We start from the raw sequence: 13,987 nt of genomic DNA, 5'->3' as shown, positions 1-13,987 counted from the left end.
CCCATTGAGTTGTACCGGCTCCCGAAGGCCCCCGGCCCTCACCCCCCGGGGCGGATCAGTAAACGCGACTCGGCGGCATTGCGCTACAGGGCCGTGGAAAATCACGCGGAATTCGGTGCGGGCGGAGGCCGGTCGATGCCCATCTGGCCACTCTCGGCACTTTCGTCCGCCCGCCAGATCGTCACGTCGACCGTGGCGGACGGCAACGGGGCTCCGGGTAAGGTCAGTTGACGGATCGTCAGCAGCGCGGTGGTGCCGTCGGCCGACCGCACGCAGACCCGCGCGCCGGTGGTCACCAGCCGCCGCGGGATGACGGCGGCCCCGGCGGTGCCCGCCCGGCACTCCTCGCGGGTGCCGGGCTTCCGCGGGGCGAGCAGTGCCAGGGTGCCCCGGTGGGCGTCGGTGGCGAAGGCGTCGGCCCGCCCGGTGTACCCGAAGTCGCCGCTGTACGGGCCCGGCCGCACCACCGGCGGGCCGCCCCGCCAGGACAGGGCGTCACCGGCCGGCAGCCGGAACCCCTGGTAGTCGGTCCGCGGCGGGGGCGCGACCGGACCCGCGGCTCCCCCGCCACCCGGAACGGCCGGCGCGCCGGAGGCGGCGGGCGGGCTCGGGGCCCCCGGGGCGGCGGGCGCGCCGGAGGTGCCTGCCGCGCCCGGGGCGGCGGGCGCGCTCGGGCGCGGGGACACGCTCGGGCCGGTGGAAGCGGCGGACCCGGCGCCCCGGTGGTGCCCCGAACCGCCGGTGCCGAGGGCGCCGGTGAACGCCAGAGCCGCGCCGACGGCGAGCACCAGCGCGATCAGCACGCCCGCCACGGCCGTCCGGCGCCGGGCGCCGGGCCCGGCCGGCGGCTCGGGGCGGTACGCCGGTGGAGCGGGCGGCGCCGGCGGCGGTCCCGGCCGGGACGGACCCTGCGGCGGCGGCATCGCTCCGGCGGTGGTGGCCGGCGGCAGCGCCCCGGCGGTGGTGGCCGGCGGCAGCGCCCCGGCGGTGGTGGCCGGCGGCAGCGCCCCGGCGGTGGTGGCCGGCGGCAGCGCCCCGGCGGCGGACGGCGGCAGCGCCCCGGCGGCGGACGGCGGCAGCGCCCCGGCGGCGGACGGCGGCAGCGCCCCGGCGGCGGACGGCGGCAGGGCCGGCACCATCGCGGCCAGCAGCGGCGCCGGCAGCCACGGCCCGGGGTGCCGGTGGAAGCGGCGGGAGGCCGCCGGGGCGGCCTGCGCGCACATCGCCGTGACCTGGGCCAGCGAGGGGCGCAGCGCCGGGTCCTTGATCAGGCAGCGGGTGACGATCTCCCGCAGTTCGCCCGGCAGTTCGTTGAGGTCCGGCTCCTCCTGCCGGACCCGGGACAGCACCGCGCCGGCCGCGCCCTCCCCGAAGGGCGCCGCGCCGATCGAGGCGTAGGCGGCGATCTGGCCGAGCGCGAAGACGTCGGTGGCGCGCGAGGGCGCCGTGCCGCCGGCCTGTTCGGGGCCGAGGAAGACCGGTCCGCCGCCGGCCGCCGGATCCGCCACGACCGACGCGAGACCGTACCCCTTGAGCACCGGCCCGGCCGCGGTGAGCAGGACCTGGGCGGGCCGCAGGTCGCCGTGCACGACGCCGGCGGCGTGCACCGCCCGAAGGCCCTCGGCGATGCCGGCCACCAGCTGCAGCACCGCCCTGGTGGGCAGCGGGCCGGCCCCGGCGACGGCGGCCCGCAGCGAGAGCGCGGGCACATAGCCGGTGGTGAGCCAGCAGCGGTCGCCGTCGACGCCGGCGCCGAGCACCGCGGCCGTGTGGGGGCCGCCGGGAACGCGCCGTGCGGCCTGCGCGGCGAGCTGGAAGCGGGCGGCGAAGCCGGGCGGCGCGGCGGCGTCCCGGCGGGCCACGGTGAGCGCGACGGGCCGCCCGCCGGGAGCGTGCGCGAGGTAGACCCGCCCGAGCGCGCCGTCCCCGAGCAGTGCGCTGATCCGGTGTCCCGCGACGGCTGCCGGGTCCTCGGCCGACAGCGGCCGGAAGGCCGGTTCGGGCAGGAGCGGGCCGGTGTGCGACACGGCCATCGGCCCCCGTTTCCCGCTGGTACGGCCCCCGCCCGGGACACGGCTCGACGATACCGGACGGCACGGCGCCGGCAGGGGCCTGTTCCCCGAACGGGCGGCACACGGTATGCAGGGTTTATGGACACCGAAGGCGAGGTGGCCGGTCTGCTGCTGGCGGCCGGCGGGGGGCGGCGGCTGGGCGGCCGGCCGAAGGCGCTGCTGCCGTACCGGGGCCGGCCGCTGGTGGAGCACGCGGTACGGGAGCTGCGGGCGGGCGGCTGCGCCCGCGTGCACGTGGTGCTGGGCGCGGCGGCGGACGAGGTGCGCGAGCGGGCCGACCTGACGGGCTGCGTGGTGGTGGCGAACCCGCGCTGGGAGGAGGGGATGGGCTCCTCGCTGCGGGCGGGCCTGGCGTCCCTGGCGGCGCGGCAGGCGGACTCCTCGGCCCGGCGCGGGCAGCCGGCGCACTCCCCCGCCCTGGCGGCGCTGATCGGCCTGGTGGACCAGCCGGGCGTGGGCGCCGCGTCGGTGGCCAGGGTGCTGGCGGCGGCCCGCGCCGGCGGCGGCCTGGGGGCGGCCCTGGCGGCGGCGACGTACGGCGGGCGGCGCGGGCACCCGGTGCTGATCGGGGCGGCCCGCTGGGCGGGGGTGGCCGGCAGCGCGGACGGGGACCGCGGGGCGCGGACGTATCTGCGGGCGCACGCGGAGCAGACGGTCCTGGTGGAGTGCGGGGACGTGGGCGATCCGGCGGACATCGACACCCCGGCCGATCTGCGCCTGCTGGACCGGGCGGACCCGGCACCGTAGGTTGAACTTCCGCAGTGCGAAAACTATACTCCGCTGTGCAGAATGCGCCCGTGTCTCGACGCGACCGGACACCTGGTGCCCTCACCGCGGCCCCGCCGCCGCGCGGGGCGCCCGCCGGCCGCAACCCGGCGGACGCCAGACACCCACGCGCTCTGGAGGAGTGACCCGCATGTCCGCAAGCGCACCGTCCCCGGCCGTCGTCTCCGAGGCCGCCCCGCCCGTGGCCCGCGCGCAGGAGGTGCTGACGCCGCAGGCGCTGGCCTTCCTCGGCGAGCTGCACCGCCGCTTCGCGCCCCGCCGCGCCGAACTGCTGGAGCTGCGCCACCGGCGGCGGGCGGAGATCGCCCGTACCGCCACCCTGGACTTCCTGCCGGAGACCGCGCACATCCGCGACGGCGACTGGCAGGTGGCCCCGTCGCCGGCCGCGCTGGAGGACCGCCGGGTGGAGATCACCGGCCCCACCGACCGCAAGATGACGATCAACGCGCTCAACTCCGGGGCCAGGATCTGGCTCGCCGACTTCGAGGACGCCTCGGCCCCCACCTGGGAGAACGTCATCGGCGGCCAGGTCAACCTGATCGACGCCTACGAGCGGCGGATCGACTTCACCTCGCCGGAGGGCAAGGCGTACGCCCTCAAGGACGCGGCCGAGCTCGCCACCGTCGTCGCCCGCCCGCGCGGCTGGCACCTGGCCGAGCGGCACCTGACCGTGGACGGCGAGCAGGTCCCGGGCGGCCTGGTCGACTTCGGGCTGTACTTCTTCCACAACGCGCAACGGCTGATCGACCTCGGCAAGGGCCCGTACTTCTACCTGCCGAAGACCGAGTCGCACCTGGAGGCGCGGCTGTGGAACGAGGTGTTCGTCTTCGCCCAGGACCATCTCGGCATCCCGCAGGGCACGGTGCGCGCCACCGTGCTGATCGAGACGATCACCGCCGCGTACGAGATGGAGGAGATCCTCTACGAGCTGCGCGAGCACGCGTCGGGACTCAACGCGGGCCGCTGGGACTACCTGTTCTCGATCGTGAAGAACTTCCGTGACGGCGGCGAGCGTTTCGTGCTGCCGGACCGCAACGCGGTGACGATGACCGCCCCCTTCATGCGCGCGTACACCGAACTGCTGGTGCGCACCTGCCACAAGCGCGGCGCGCACGCCATCGGCGGCATGGCGGCGTTCATCCCGTCCCGGCGGGACGCTGCGGTCAACGAGCTGGCGTTTCAGAAGGTCAAGGCGGACAAGGACCGCGAGGCGGGCGACGGCTTCGACGGCTCGTGGGTGGCGCACCCGGACCTGGTGCCGATCGCCCGTGCCTCCTTCGACGCGGTGCTCGGCGAGCGGCCGAACCAGAAGGACCGGCTGCGCGAGGACGTGCGGGTCACCGCCGCCGAACTCATCGACATCGCCTCGCTGAAGGCCAGGCCCACCTACGAGGGGCTGCGCAACGCCGTCCAGGTCGGCATCCGCTACATCGAGGCGTGGCTGCGCGGCTCGGGCGCGGTGGCGATCTTCAACCTGATGGAGGACGCGGCGACCGCCGAGATCTCCCGCTCGCAGATCTGGCAGTGGACCAACGCGGGCGTGGTCTTCGAGGGCGAGCCCGAGGTGAAGGCGACCCCGGAGCTGGTCCGGCAGGTCGCCGCCGACGAGCTGGTGGCGATCCGGACCGAGGTCGGCGAGGACGCGTTCGCGGCGGGCAAGTGGACCGAGGCGCACGAACTGCTGCTGCGCACCGCCCTGGACGCGGAGTACGTCGAGTTCCTGACGCTGCCCGCCTACGAGCAGCTGGCCGGCTGAACCGGCCGGCCGGCACCGGGCGCCGACGCGTGGCCCCCGGTCCGCGCACGCGGTCGTGGGTGCGCGGCGGACCGGGGGCGGCGGGGACGCCTGTCCAAGCCGGTCAGGCCAGGCCCGCGATCCGCGCGAGCCGCCGTGCCTCGCTGCGGGTCAGCCGGGCCACCGCGTCCTCGTCGGCCCGGGTGAGCCGACCGTGCTCGACCACCGGGGTGCCGCCGACCAGCGACAGCGTGACCGGGGCGGGGGCGCCCAGCACCAGGGCCGCGACCGGGTCGGCGATGGACGCGTGCCCGAGCCCGTCCAGCTTCCACAGCACCAGGTCGGCGAGCTTGCCCGGCTCCAGGGAACCGATCTCGGCGGCGCGGCCGAGGACCTGCGCGCCGCCGTAGGTGCCCAGCCGCAGCGCCTGCCGGGCGGTCAGCGCCTTCTCGCCGGCGCCGAGGCGGTTGACCAGGAGCGCGTTGCGCAGCTCGGTGTGGAGCTCGCCCGACTCGTTGGACGCGGTGCCGTCCACGCCGAGGCCGACCGGCACCCCGGCGGTGAGCATGTCCGGCACCCGGGCGATCCCGGCCGCCAGCCGGGCGTTGGAGGACGGGCAGTGCGCGACCCCGGTGCCGGTGCGGGCGAACGCGGCGATGTCGGAGTCGTTCATGTGGACGCAGTGCGCCATCCACACGTCGCCGCCGAGCCAGCCGGTGGACGCGAAGTAGTCCGTGGGGCCCATCCCGAACAACTCGTGGCAGAACTTCTCCTCCTCCACCGTCTCGCTGCCGTGGGTGTGCAGCCGGACGCCCTTGCGCCGGGCCAGCGCCGCCCCCTCCCGCATCAGTTCGGTGGAGACGGAGAACGGCGAGCAGGGTGCGACCGCGATCTGCAGCATCGAGCCGAAGGATGCGTCGTGATGGGTGTCGACGGCCTGCTCGGTGGCCAGCAGCGCGCCCTCGGTGGTCTCCACTGCGAAGTCCGGCGGCAGCCCGCCGTCGCTCTCGCCGCGGTCCATCGAGCCGCGGGCGGCGGTGAAGCGCACGCCGAGCTCGGCGGCGGCCCTGATCTCGGCGCCCAGCAGGTCCCCGGCGCCGCGTGGGAAGACGTAGTGGTGGTCCATGGCGGTGGTGACGCCGCCGCGGACCATCATCGCCAGCGACCCGGAGGCGGCGGCGTACACCATCGGCTCGTCGATCCGCGCCCATGTCGGGTACAGCTCGACCAGCCAGTCGAAGAGGTTGCTGTCCTGGGCGAGGCCGCGGGTCAGCCACTGGTAGAAGTGGTGGTGGGTGTTGACCAGGCCGGGGGTGGCCAGGTGGCCGGTGCCGTCGATCCGGCGGGTGACGCCCTCCAGGCCGGCGGGCGCGGGTCCCGGGCCGACCGACTCGATGACGTTCCCGGCGACGACGACGTGCCCGGAGGCGTACTCGGTGCCGGCCGCGTCCACGGTGGCGACGGCGCAGTTCTCGATGACGGTCCGCCCGGTGGCGGGTGCGCTGGTGGCGGGTGCGCTGGTGGTCAAGGCGGGCCCCTCAGTCCGTGACCGGTATGCCGGCCTCGGCGCCGTCCCGCAGCACAGTGCCCTCGATGAGGCCGTACGGGCGGTCGGCGGCCAGGTAGACCTCGTTGTCGTTCTTCAGGCCGAACGGCTCCAGGTCCACCAGGAAGTGGTGCTTGTTGGGCAGCGACAGCCGTATCTCGTCGATCTCGGGGCGGTTCTCGACGACCCGGGTGCCCATCGCGAACAGGGTCTGCTGGAGCGAGTACGAGTAGGTGTCCGCGAACGCGGTCAGCAGGTGGTGGCGCGCCTGCCCGTACGACTCCTCCCAGTTTGGGGCGGGCTGCGCGTCGCCGGTCCAGTTGAACCGCCAGCGGGCGGTGACCTCGGTGGCCAGCACGCGGTCGCGGGTCTCCTTGAGCGTGGTGTACGGGTCCTTGACGAAGCCCCGGAACTCCGAGTCGGTGGAGTTCATCACCACCAGGTCCTTCAGGCCGGAGACCACCTGCCACTGCCCGCCGTCGTGGTCGACCTCGGTGGTGCGGGTCTCCTGGCCCGTGCGGACGAAGGAGTGCTCGCCCTCCTCGGCGGTGGGGATGCGCTCCCAGCCGTACTCCTCGATCCGGATCCGGGCCCGGTGGACGGACGGCCGGCTGCCGACGAAGTGCCGGGCCAGGTGGATGCCGAACTGCTCGGCGGACGCTATGCCGTGTTCCTTGGCGAACGCGAAGACGGTGTTCTTGGTGGTGTCGGTGGTCAGCACGTTGGCGTTGGAGCCGGACAGGTGGACGTCGTCCATGGCGCCGGACAGCGCGACCGAGACGTTGAGGTCCTTGATGTGGTGGGTGGCGCCGTCGCGGACGATCCGTACGACGCGGCACTCCGCCTTGCCGTACTGGTTCTGGCCGAGGCGGGTCACGCGGGCGGGGCGGGATTCGGCGGTCATGGGCGCTAGCTCCCTCGGTATACGGAGTAGCCGAACGGGTTGAGCAGCAGCGGTACGTGGTAGTGCTCGCCCGGCGTGACGGCGAAGACGACCGTCACCTCGGGGAAGAACACGCCGTCGGCGTCCGGACCGGGGGCGCCGTGCCGGTCCGCGGCCGCGGCGGGGAGCGGGTCCCGGCCGCCGCCGGACGGCTCCCGGGGATCCCGGAAGTACGGTCCGACCGCGAAGCGGAGCCGTACGTGGGCGGTGTCCGCCGGCAGCGCCGGGAGGTCCTTGCAGCGGCCGTCCGCGTCGGTCGCCGAGGCGCCGTGCGGGGTCCAGGGGGCCTCGGGGGCCGGGCGCGCCGCGAGTTCGACGGCGACTCCGGCGGCCGGGCGCCCGCTGCTGGTGTCGAGGATGTGCGTGGACACGGACGTCATGGCGCCTCCTCCCGGGCCAGCCGCTCGGCCAGCGCGGTGAGCCGGATGCGGTTGATCTTCCCCAGTTCGGCGCGGACGATCTCGCGTTCGGTCGCCGCGTCGTTGCCGATCCGCTCCTTGAGCGCGGCCAGCATCTCGGCGCCGGTCCTGCCGGTGGCGCAGATCAGGAAGACATGCCCGTGGGCGCCCTGGTAGGCGAGGTTCAGCCGCAGCAGCTCGGCCCGCTCCTGGTCGCGTACGCCGCTCTGCTCCCGCGCCGAGGTGGGATCGCCCGGCGCGGGGCGGCCGATCGGCGGGTGGCCGGCCATCGCCTCGTCCAGGTCGGCGGCGGTCAGCGCGGCCATGGCCGCGTCGCTCGCGGCGAGCAGTTCCGCCAGCCGCCCGTACGGCCGCCCGCCGGCCACCGCGGTCCCCCACGCCGTGCTGGTGCACACCTCCCGCAGCAGCCCGGCCAGGACCGGCCGCGGGGCTTCGTTCAGCCGGCTCGGGTCCGGCGGGGCGCTGGAAGTCACATCCGCACGCTAGGAGGCCCGGCGGCAGGCGTCAACAGTTTGTTGAAAACTCTCCGTTACGGTTGCCGGTGGGACGGTCGGCGCGGGCGGTTCACCGGTCGGCCGGGCCGGGGTGGCCGGCCCTCGCCGGCCGGGCCGGACGGGCCGCGGCCCGCGGGACGGCGGGCGGGGACGGGCCGCGCCGGCCCGGCCGGCGAGGGGGCGCTCACTCGGCCGGCCGGGCGGCGTTCTCCCTGTTCAGGTAGTTGTAGACGGTGAAGCGGCTGACGCCGAGGGCGGAGGCGACGGTCTCCACGCCGTGGCGGACCGAGAAGGCGCCGCGTTCCTCCAGGATGCGGACGACGGTCTGCTTCTCCTTGCGGCCGAGGTCGGCCAGCGGCCCGTGGCGGCGTTCCAGGTCGGCCAGGATGTGGTCCAGCGAGTCGGCCAGACGGGGGAGCCGGACGGCCAGCACCGGTTCACCGTCCCAGCTGAGCACCACGTCGTCGCCGCGGGCGTCGCCGGGGGTGAGGATCTCCGCGCCCATCGCGTCCGCCAGCGGCTTGACGGCGACCGCGAGCGGGTGGGGGTCGGGGGCGCTCACCGCGGGTCCCCGCCGCCGGCCGCCGCCTCGCCGGCCGCCGCCTCGCCGAGCACGTTGACCTGCAACGACACCCGGGTGGCACCGGCCGCGAGGGTGCGCCGCAGCAGCTCGGCGACCGCCGCGACCACGGCGTCGGCCGGGCCCTCGGCCGTGTTGCCGAACGGCCCGACGTCCACCGCCGACAAGGTGCCGTCCTGGATCACCTCGCGGGCCACCAGGGCGTGCGCGGGCGGCTCCTCCAGGTCGAACGGCTCGGTCGTGAATTCCAGCCTCAGTCTCACCAGGGCTCCCACGGCGGCTGCGAGGTCCGCGCCCTCCCCGCGGAGGGCTGCTCGGAGGCGACCTTAACCGACGCGGGCGGCGCCGCGAGGTGCGCGTACGCGGCGGCCGCCGGCGCCCGTACGCCCGTGTCCCGGGTGAGCCGGACGCGCGGCCGGAAGCCGGCCGAGTGGTTGCCGGGGACCGCGGCCAGCCGCTCGGCGGCCGTGCGGCCCGCCGCCCACTGGTCGGGGCCGGTCGCGCCGAGCATCCGGTAGGCGGTGCGGATGCCCGGCACCCCGTGCAGGCCGACGCCGGGCGAGCAGCGGGAAGTCCTCGGTGGCCGCCGAGGACCGTCGGCGCGCCACCCGTTCGATGCCGAAGGGCGCCTCGTGCGCCCGCCGGACGGCGGCCGAGGCTGCGGGCTCGAAGACGGGCGGCCCGGAGCGGGACGGCTCGCGGATCTGCGGCTCACCCTCGGCGCCGGAGGCGGCCGACTCGGCGCGGACGATCCGGCGGGCCGCCGACGGCGCCCGCTCCAAGGTGGCGGGCTCGAAGGCCCGAAGGGCGGCCTCCACAGCGGCCAGGTCCGGAACGGCCCGGCAGCGCCCGCCCGCGGCGCGCCGACCGCCGGCACCGGCGGCTCGCCGGGACCGGTCTCACGGGACACGGCGGGACACGGTTCCGCCGTCCGGGTCCGGGCGGCCGCCGGGGCCGACGTCCGCCCGGCCGGCCGCCGTCACCCCGCGCGGGCGGCCGCACCGCCTCGGCGGGGTGACGGGGGCCGGCGCGGGTGACGCAGTGTCCGGCACCGGTCACAGGGCCGCGAAGTTCCTGCACTATGGGAGTGGACACCTTCGGCGTCAGCCGCCGCGGCCGGACCGGGAGTTGGCGAACCATGGCAGAGAGCACGCCGGTGTGCTGCCCGGCCTGCGGGCGGGAGCACCGCTACACCGCGCCGACGTTCCCGTGCGCGTGCGGCGCCCCGCTGACGCCGCCGGTACGGCGCGGCGGGCACCCCGTGCAGATCCGCCACCTGTCGTGGGAGGACTCCTGGGTACGGGTGCGCTGCCCGTCCTGCGGACGCCGCGACCACTGGCCGCAGCCGGAGTTCGACTGCTCCTGCGGCGCGCTGGTCCGGCTGCCGGTGGAGGCCGAGGCGGCTCCCGCGCCGTCCGGGGCGCCGCCGGGGCCCGGCCGGGTGCCGCGGCCGGACGGTCAGGTGCCGCCGCCGGCCGTACGGCCGCCCTTCCGGCCGGTCACCATCCGTACCGCGCGGGACGCGCTGACGGCCGCCGCGCAGTATCTGACGTGGCTGGGCTTCGCCGGGGTGCGGCCGGCCGGCGACCGCACCGCGAGCGGTGTCGACCTGCGCGCGGACGGGCTGGTGGCACAGGTCGATCCGACGACGCTGCCGACCGCGTCGCGCGAGGTGGAGTGCCTGTGGCTGAACTGCGCGAACGAGGAGGCCGACGGCGCGTTCTTCTCACTGGCCGGGTACGCGCAGGAGGCGCGGTTGCGGGCCGACCAGTTGGGCGTACCGCTGTTCGTCCTGGACCTCACCGGCACTCCGCAGCCGGTCAACGACGCGGCCGACACCCTGATCCGCTCGGGCCCGGCCGCGACCGGGTGACCGCGGCGACCGCCTGCGGGACGGCCGCCCTCCCGCCGGGGTCGTCGCGCCGGGGTCGTCCCGCCGGACCGGACGCCGCCCGACCGCGGGACCGGCCGCCGGCGGCTATCCGCGGCGGAAGCCGTCCCGCAGCTCCACCTTGCGGATCTTGCCGCTGACCGTCATCGGGAAGGCGTCGAGGACGCGCAGGTGGCGCGGGATCTTGAAGTGCGCCAGCCGGTCCGCGCAGAACTCGGCGACCTCGCTCAGGGTGGGCGGGTCGGCCGGGTCGCGCGGGATCACACAGGCGAGGATCTCCTCGCCGTAGCGCCCGTCCGGCACCCCGACCACCTGCACGTCGGAGATCTTGGGGTGGGTGTAGAGGAACTCCTCGATCTCCCGGGGGTAGATGTTCTCGCCGCCCCGGATGATCATGTCCTTGATCCGGCCGACGATGGCGAGGTAGCCGTCCTCCCGCATCACCGCCAGGTCCCCGGTGTGCATCCAGCGCCCGGCGTCCACCGCCTCGCTGGTGCGCTCCGGCTCGTCCCAGTAGCCGAGCATCACCGAGTAGCCGCGGGTGCACAGCTCACCGGTGGTGCCGCGCGGCACCGTCACACCGCTGACCGGGTCGATCACCTTGACCTCTATGTGCGGCAGCGCCCGGCCGACGGTGGCCGTCCGGTGCTCCAGGTCGTCGTCCATCCGGGTCTGGGTGGACACCGGGGAGGTCTCGGTCATCCCGTAGCAGATGGACACCTCGGCCATGTGCATCTCGGCCATCACCCGCTTCATCACCTCCACCGGGCACGGGGAGCCGGCCATGATGCCGGTGCGCAGCGAGGTCAGGTCGTAGTCGGCGAAGTCCGGCAGGCCCAGCTCGGCGATGAACATGGTGGGGACGCCGTACAGGGAGGTGCAGCGCTCCTGCTGGACCGCGCGCAGCGTCGCCGCCGGGTCGAAGCCGGGGGACGGGATGACGATGCAGGAGCCGTGCGAGGTGGCGCCGAGATTGCCCATGACCATGCCGAAGCAGTGGTAGAAGGGCACCGGCAGGCAGATCCGGTCCTGTTCGGTGTAGCCGACCGTACCGCCCACGAAGTAGCCGTTGTTGAGGATGTTGTGGTGCGAGAGGGTGGCGCCCTTGGGGAAGCCGGTGGTGCCCGAGGTGTACTGGATGTTGACCGGTTCGTCGCAGCTCAACGTGGCCTCGCAGGCGGCGAGGTGGTCCGCCGGCAGAGCGGCTCCGGCCGCGAGCAGGTCGTCCCAGGAGGAGTCGCCTATGTGGACGACCTCGCGTAACCGCGCGCAGTGCGGGCGGGCTTCGGCGGTCATCGCCCGGTAGTCGCTGCCGCGGTACTCGGTGGAGGCGACCAGCACCTCGATGCCGGCCTGGTTGAGCACGAACTCCACCTCGTGGACGCGGTAGGCCGGGTTGATGGTGACCATGATCGCGCCGAGCCGGGCGGTGGCGTACTGCACCATCACCCACTCGGGGGAGTTGAGCGCCCAGATGCCGACCCGGTCGCCCTTGCGCACACCGCGGCCGGCCAGTCCGAGGGCCACCTCGTCGATCGCGCGGCCGAACTCCGCGTAGCTCCAGCGCCTGCCGCTGGGCACGTCGACCAGGGCCTCCCGGTCGGGGTGGGCGGCGATCGCCCGGTCGAGGTTGCGGCCGATGGTGTCACCGAGCAAGGCGGTACCCCCTGTCCCGTGCGCGTACGACGGCGCGCTCCCGGAGGCGGGCGCCGACCGGGCGGGTCGGTAAGTCGGTGGGTGAACCCGTGCCGTCACCGGTAGTCCTCCTCATGGAACTCCCTGCTGCCGTCGTGCTCGGTCGCCTCGCGCAGTTCGATCCGGCGGATCTTGCCGGACACCGTCTTGGGCAGGTCGGCGAACTCCAGCCGCCGGATCCGCTTGTACGGGGCCAGTACCGATCCGGAGTGCGTGAAGATCGCCTTGGCCGTCTCGCCGTCCGGCGCCCAGCCGGCGGCCAGCACCACGTACGCCTTGGGCACCGACAGCCGCAGCTCGTCCGGGGCGGGCACGACCGCGGCCTCGGCGACCGCGTCGTGCTCCAGCAGCGCGCTCTCCAGCTCGAACGGCGAGATCTTGTAGTCCGAGGACTTGAAGACGTCGTCGGAGCGGCCGATGTACGTGATGTACCCGTCGGCGTCGCGGCGGCCGATGTCCCCGGTGCGGTAGTAGCCGCCGCCCATCGCCTCCTCGGTGAGCTCGGGCTCGCCGGCGTACCCGGTCATCAGGCCGACCGGCCGCTCGCCGAGGTCGAGGCAGATCTCGCCCTCGTCGGCGGGCACACCGGTCACCGGGTCGAGCAGGGTGACGGTGTAGCCGGGGGTGGGGCGGCCCATGGAGCCGGCCTTGACCAGCTGGCCGGGGGTGTTGGCGACCTGTACGGCGGTCTCGGTCTGTCCGAAGCCGTCCCGGATCAGGACCCCCCAGAGCCGTTTGACGTGCTCGATGACCTCGGGGTTGAGCGGTTCGCCGGCCGCCACGACCTCGCGCGGGGGCGTGCGCAGCCCGCTCAGGTCGGCCTGGATCAGCATCCGCCACACCGTCGGCGGGGCGCAGAAGCTGGTCACCCCGGCCCGCGCCATCTCCGCCAGCAGCCGGCCGGCGTCGAAGCGGCCGTAGTTGTGCACGAAGACCGTCGCCTCGGCGTTCCACGGCGCGAACAGGCTGGACCAGGCGTGCTTGGCCCAGCCGGGCGAGGAGATGTTGAGGTGCACGTCGCCGGGGCGCAGCCCGATCCAGTACATGGTGGCCAGGTGCCCGATCGGATACGAGATGTGGGTGTGCTCGACCAGCTTGGGCCGGGCGGTGGTGCCGGAGGTGAAGTACAGCATCAGGGTTTCATCCGAACGGGTGATTCCGTCGGGGGTGAAACCGGGTTCGGCGTCGTACGCGGCCTCGTAGGACAGCCAGCCGGGGGGCGCGCCGCCGACCGCGATCCGGGTGTAGCCGCCGGGCACCCCGGCGAACTTCGCGGCGTCCGCGGCCCGGACCACGACGTGCCGGACCGCGCCGCGTTCGACCCGGTCGGTCAGGTCGGCGGGGCCGAGCAGGGGGGTGGCGGGGATGACCACGCCGCGCAGCTTCGTCAGGGCGAGCGCGGTCTCCCACTGCTCGGCCTGGTTGCCGAGCATCAGCAGCACCCGGTCGCCGGCCCGTACGCCCTGCTCACGCAGCCAGTTGGCGACCCGGGAGGAGCGCTCGGCCATCTCGCGGAAGGAGATCCGGGTCTCGGTGCCGTCCTCCTCGACGATCCACAGCGCGGGGCGGTCGGCGGTGGCGGGGTCGGCGGCGATGACGTCGAACCAGTCGAGGGCCCAGTTGAAATGTTCGGGCCGGGGCCAGCGGAAGCCCTCCACCGCGGACGTATAGTCCTCACGGTGCCGCATCAGGAAGTCCCGGGCGGCCCGGAAAGCCCCGGTCTCCTCCGATGCCGCCATGTGCCCTCCTCATCGCGATGAACCCCCACGTAGCATCGTGGGGGAGTGACCTGGGTCTCACTACCCCCGGACGGGGGTGAGGGAGGG

The 13,987-nt window shown here is 75.0% G+C and carries 13 protein-coding genes; 3 read left to right on the top strand and 10 right to left on the bottom strand.

From position 1 onward, the window contains the following. Positions 1-101: 101 nt before the first annotated feature. Complete coding sequence (locus RLT57_RS25550) at positions 102-2,033, bottom strand: protein kinase domain-containing protein (RefSeq protein WP_311299601.1); 1,932 nt, start codon at positions 2,031-2,033, stop codon at positions 102-104. A gap of 117 nt (positions 2,034-2,150) precedes the next feature. On the opposite strand from RLT57_RS25550, the gene RLT57_RS25545 reads away from it, so the two are divergent. Both RLT57_RS25545 and aceB read left to right on the top strand, forming a co-directional pair. After that, positions 2,151-2,819 (top strand): nucleotidyltransferase family protein, encoded by a 669-nt coding sequence (locus RLT57_RS25545; protein WP_311299600.1) that lies wholly within the window; start codon positions 2,151-2,153, stop codon positions 2,817-2,819. Between the two features lie 169 nt (positions 2,820-2,988). Then, positions 2,989-4,614, top strand: a complete 1,626-nt coding sequence (aceB, locus tag RLT57_RS25540; RefSeq protein ID WP_311299599.1) for a malate synthase A — start codon at positions 2,989-2,991, stop codon at positions 4,612-4,614. A 103-nt stretch (positions 4,615-4,717) separates the two neighbouring features. Here the strand turns inward: aceB and RLT57_RS25535 are convergent, their stop codons facing one another. The 7 genes from RLT57_RS25535 to RLT57_RS25505 all read right to left on the bottom strand — a co-directional run bounded on the left by RLT57_RS25535 (position 4,718) and on the right by RLT57_RS25505 (position 9,113). Then, a complete protein-coding gene (locus tag RLT57_RS25535) occupies positions 4,718-6,121 on the bottom strand; it encodes an 8-oxoguanine deaminase (RefSeq protein ID WP_311299598.1) in 1,404 nt (467 codons plus the stop codon). A gap of 10 nt (positions 6,122-6,131) precedes the next feature. Beyond that, positions 6,132-7,043, bottom strand: a complete 912-nt coding sequence (gene pucL, locus RLT57_RS25530; RefSeq protein ID WP_311299597.1) for a factor-independent urate hydroxylase — start codon at positions 7,041-7,043, stop codon at positions 6,132-6,134. Between the two features lie 5 nt (positions 7,044-7,048). Continuing rightward, positions 7,049-7,462 carry a hydroxyisourate hydrolase gene (locus RLT57_RS25525; protein WP_311299596.1) on the bottom strand — a complete coding sequence of 138 codons (414 nt, stop codon included), beginning with the start codon at positions 7,460-7,462 and terminating at the stop codon, positions 7,049-7,051. Next, positions 7,459-7,974, bottom strand: coding sequence for a 2-oxo-4-hydroxy-4-carboxy-5-ureidoimidazoline decarboxylase (gene uraD / locus RLT57_RS25520; RefSeq protein ID WP_311299595.1), 516 nt, complete (start codon positions 7,972-7,974; stop codon positions 7,459-7,461). Before uraD ends, RLT57_RS25525 begins: the two co-directional genes overlap by 4 nt. Before the next feature lie 205 nt (positions 7,975-8,179). Further along, complete coding sequence (locus RLT57_RS25515) at positions 8,180-8,500, bottom strand: helix-turn-helix domain-containing protein (RefSeq protein WP_399129937.1); 321 nt, start codon at positions 8,498-8,500, stop codon at positions 8,180-8,182. 53 nt (positions 8,501-8,553) lie between these two features. Continuing rightward, a complete protein-coding gene (locus RLT57_RS25510; protein WP_311299593.1) occupies positions 8,554-8,838 on the bottom strand; it encodes a hypothetical protein in 285 nt (94 codons plus the stop codon). Then, positions 8,835-9,113 carry a hypothetical protein gene (locus tag RLT57_RS25505; RefSeq protein WP_311299592.1) on the bottom strand — a complete coding sequence of 93 codons (279 nt, stop codon included), beginning with the start codon at positions 9,111-9,113 and terminating at the stop codon, positions 8,835-8,837. Before RLT57_RS25505 ends, RLT57_RS25510 begins: the two co-directional genes overlap by 4 nt. Positions 9,114-9,713: 600 nt before the next feature. On the opposite strand from RLT57_RS25505, the gene RLT57_RS25500 reads away from it, so the two are divergent. Next, positions 9,714-10,448 carry a hypothetical protein gene (locus tag RLT57_RS25500; protein ID WP_311299591.1) on the top strand — a complete coding sequence of 245 codons (735 nt, stop codon included), beginning with the start codon at positions 9,714-9,716 and terminating at the stop codon, positions 10,446-10,448. Positions 10,449-10,553: 105 nt separating this feature from the next. On the opposite strand, the gene RLT57_RS25495 is transcribed toward RLT57_RS25500, so the two are convergent. Both RLT57_RS25495 and RLT57_RS25490 read right to left on the bottom strand, forming a co-directional pair. Further along, positions 10,554-12,122: an AMP-binding protein gene (locus RLT57_RS25495; protein WP_311299590.1), complete on the bottom strand. Its 1,569-nt coding sequence runs from the start codon at positions 12,120-12,122 to the stop codon at positions 10,554-10,556. Positions 12,123-12,217: 95 nt separating this feature from the next. Then, positions 12,218-13,900 (bottom strand): AMP-binding protein, encoded by a 1,683-nt coding sequence (locus tag RLT57_RS25490; protein WP_311299589.1) that lies wholly within the window; start codon positions 13,898-13,900, stop codon positions 12,218-12,220. Between the last annotated feature and the right edge of the window lie 87 nt (positions 13,901-13,987).

Origin of the sequence: Streptomyces sp. ITFR-21, assembly GCF_031844685.1 — a bacterium.
Taxonomy (GTDB): Bacteria; Actinomycetota; Actinomycetes; order Streptomycetales; family Streptomycetaceae; genus Actinacidiphila.
This window is presented reverse-complemented; position numbering and strand designations above follow the sequence as displayed.

What these genes read in the sequence shown, in the direction of transcription:
- RLT57_RS25545 (WP_311299600.1), top strand. Translation starts at nt 2,151, where the DNA reads ATGGACACCGAAGGCGAGGTGGCCGGTCTGCTGCTGGCGGCCGGCGGG.
- RLT57_RS25525 (WP_311299596.1), bottom strand. Translation starts at nt 7,462, where the DNA reads ATGACGTCCGTGTCCACGCACATCCTCGACACCAGCAGCGGGCGCCCG.
- aceB (WP_311299599.1), top strand. Translation starts at nt 2,989, where the DNA reads ATGTCCGCAAGCGCACCGTCCCCGGCCGTCGTCTCCGAGGCCGCCCCG.
- pucL (WP_311299597.1), bottom strand. Translation starts at nt 7,043, where the DNA reads ATGACCGCCGAATCCCGCCCCGCCCGCGTGACCCGCCTCGGCCAGAAC.
- RLT57_RS25550 (WP_311299601.1), bottom strand. Translation starts at nt 2,033, where the DNA reads ATGGCCGTGTCGCACACCGGCCCGCTCCTGCCCGAACCGGCCTTCCGG.
- RLT57_RS25490 (WP_311299589.1), bottom strand. Translation starts at nt 13,900, where the DNA reads ATGGCGGCATCGGAGGAGACCGGGGCTTTCCGGGCCGCCCGGGACTTC.
- RLT57_RS25500 (WP_311299591.1), top strand. Translation starts at nt 9,714, where the DNA reads ATGGCAGAGAGCACGCCGGTGTGCTGCCCGGCCTGCGGGCGGGAGCAC.
- RLT57_RS25515 (WP_399129937.1), bottom strand. Translation starts at nt 8,500, where the DNA reads ATGGGCGCGGAGATCCTCACCCCCGGCGACGCCCGCGGCGACGACGTG.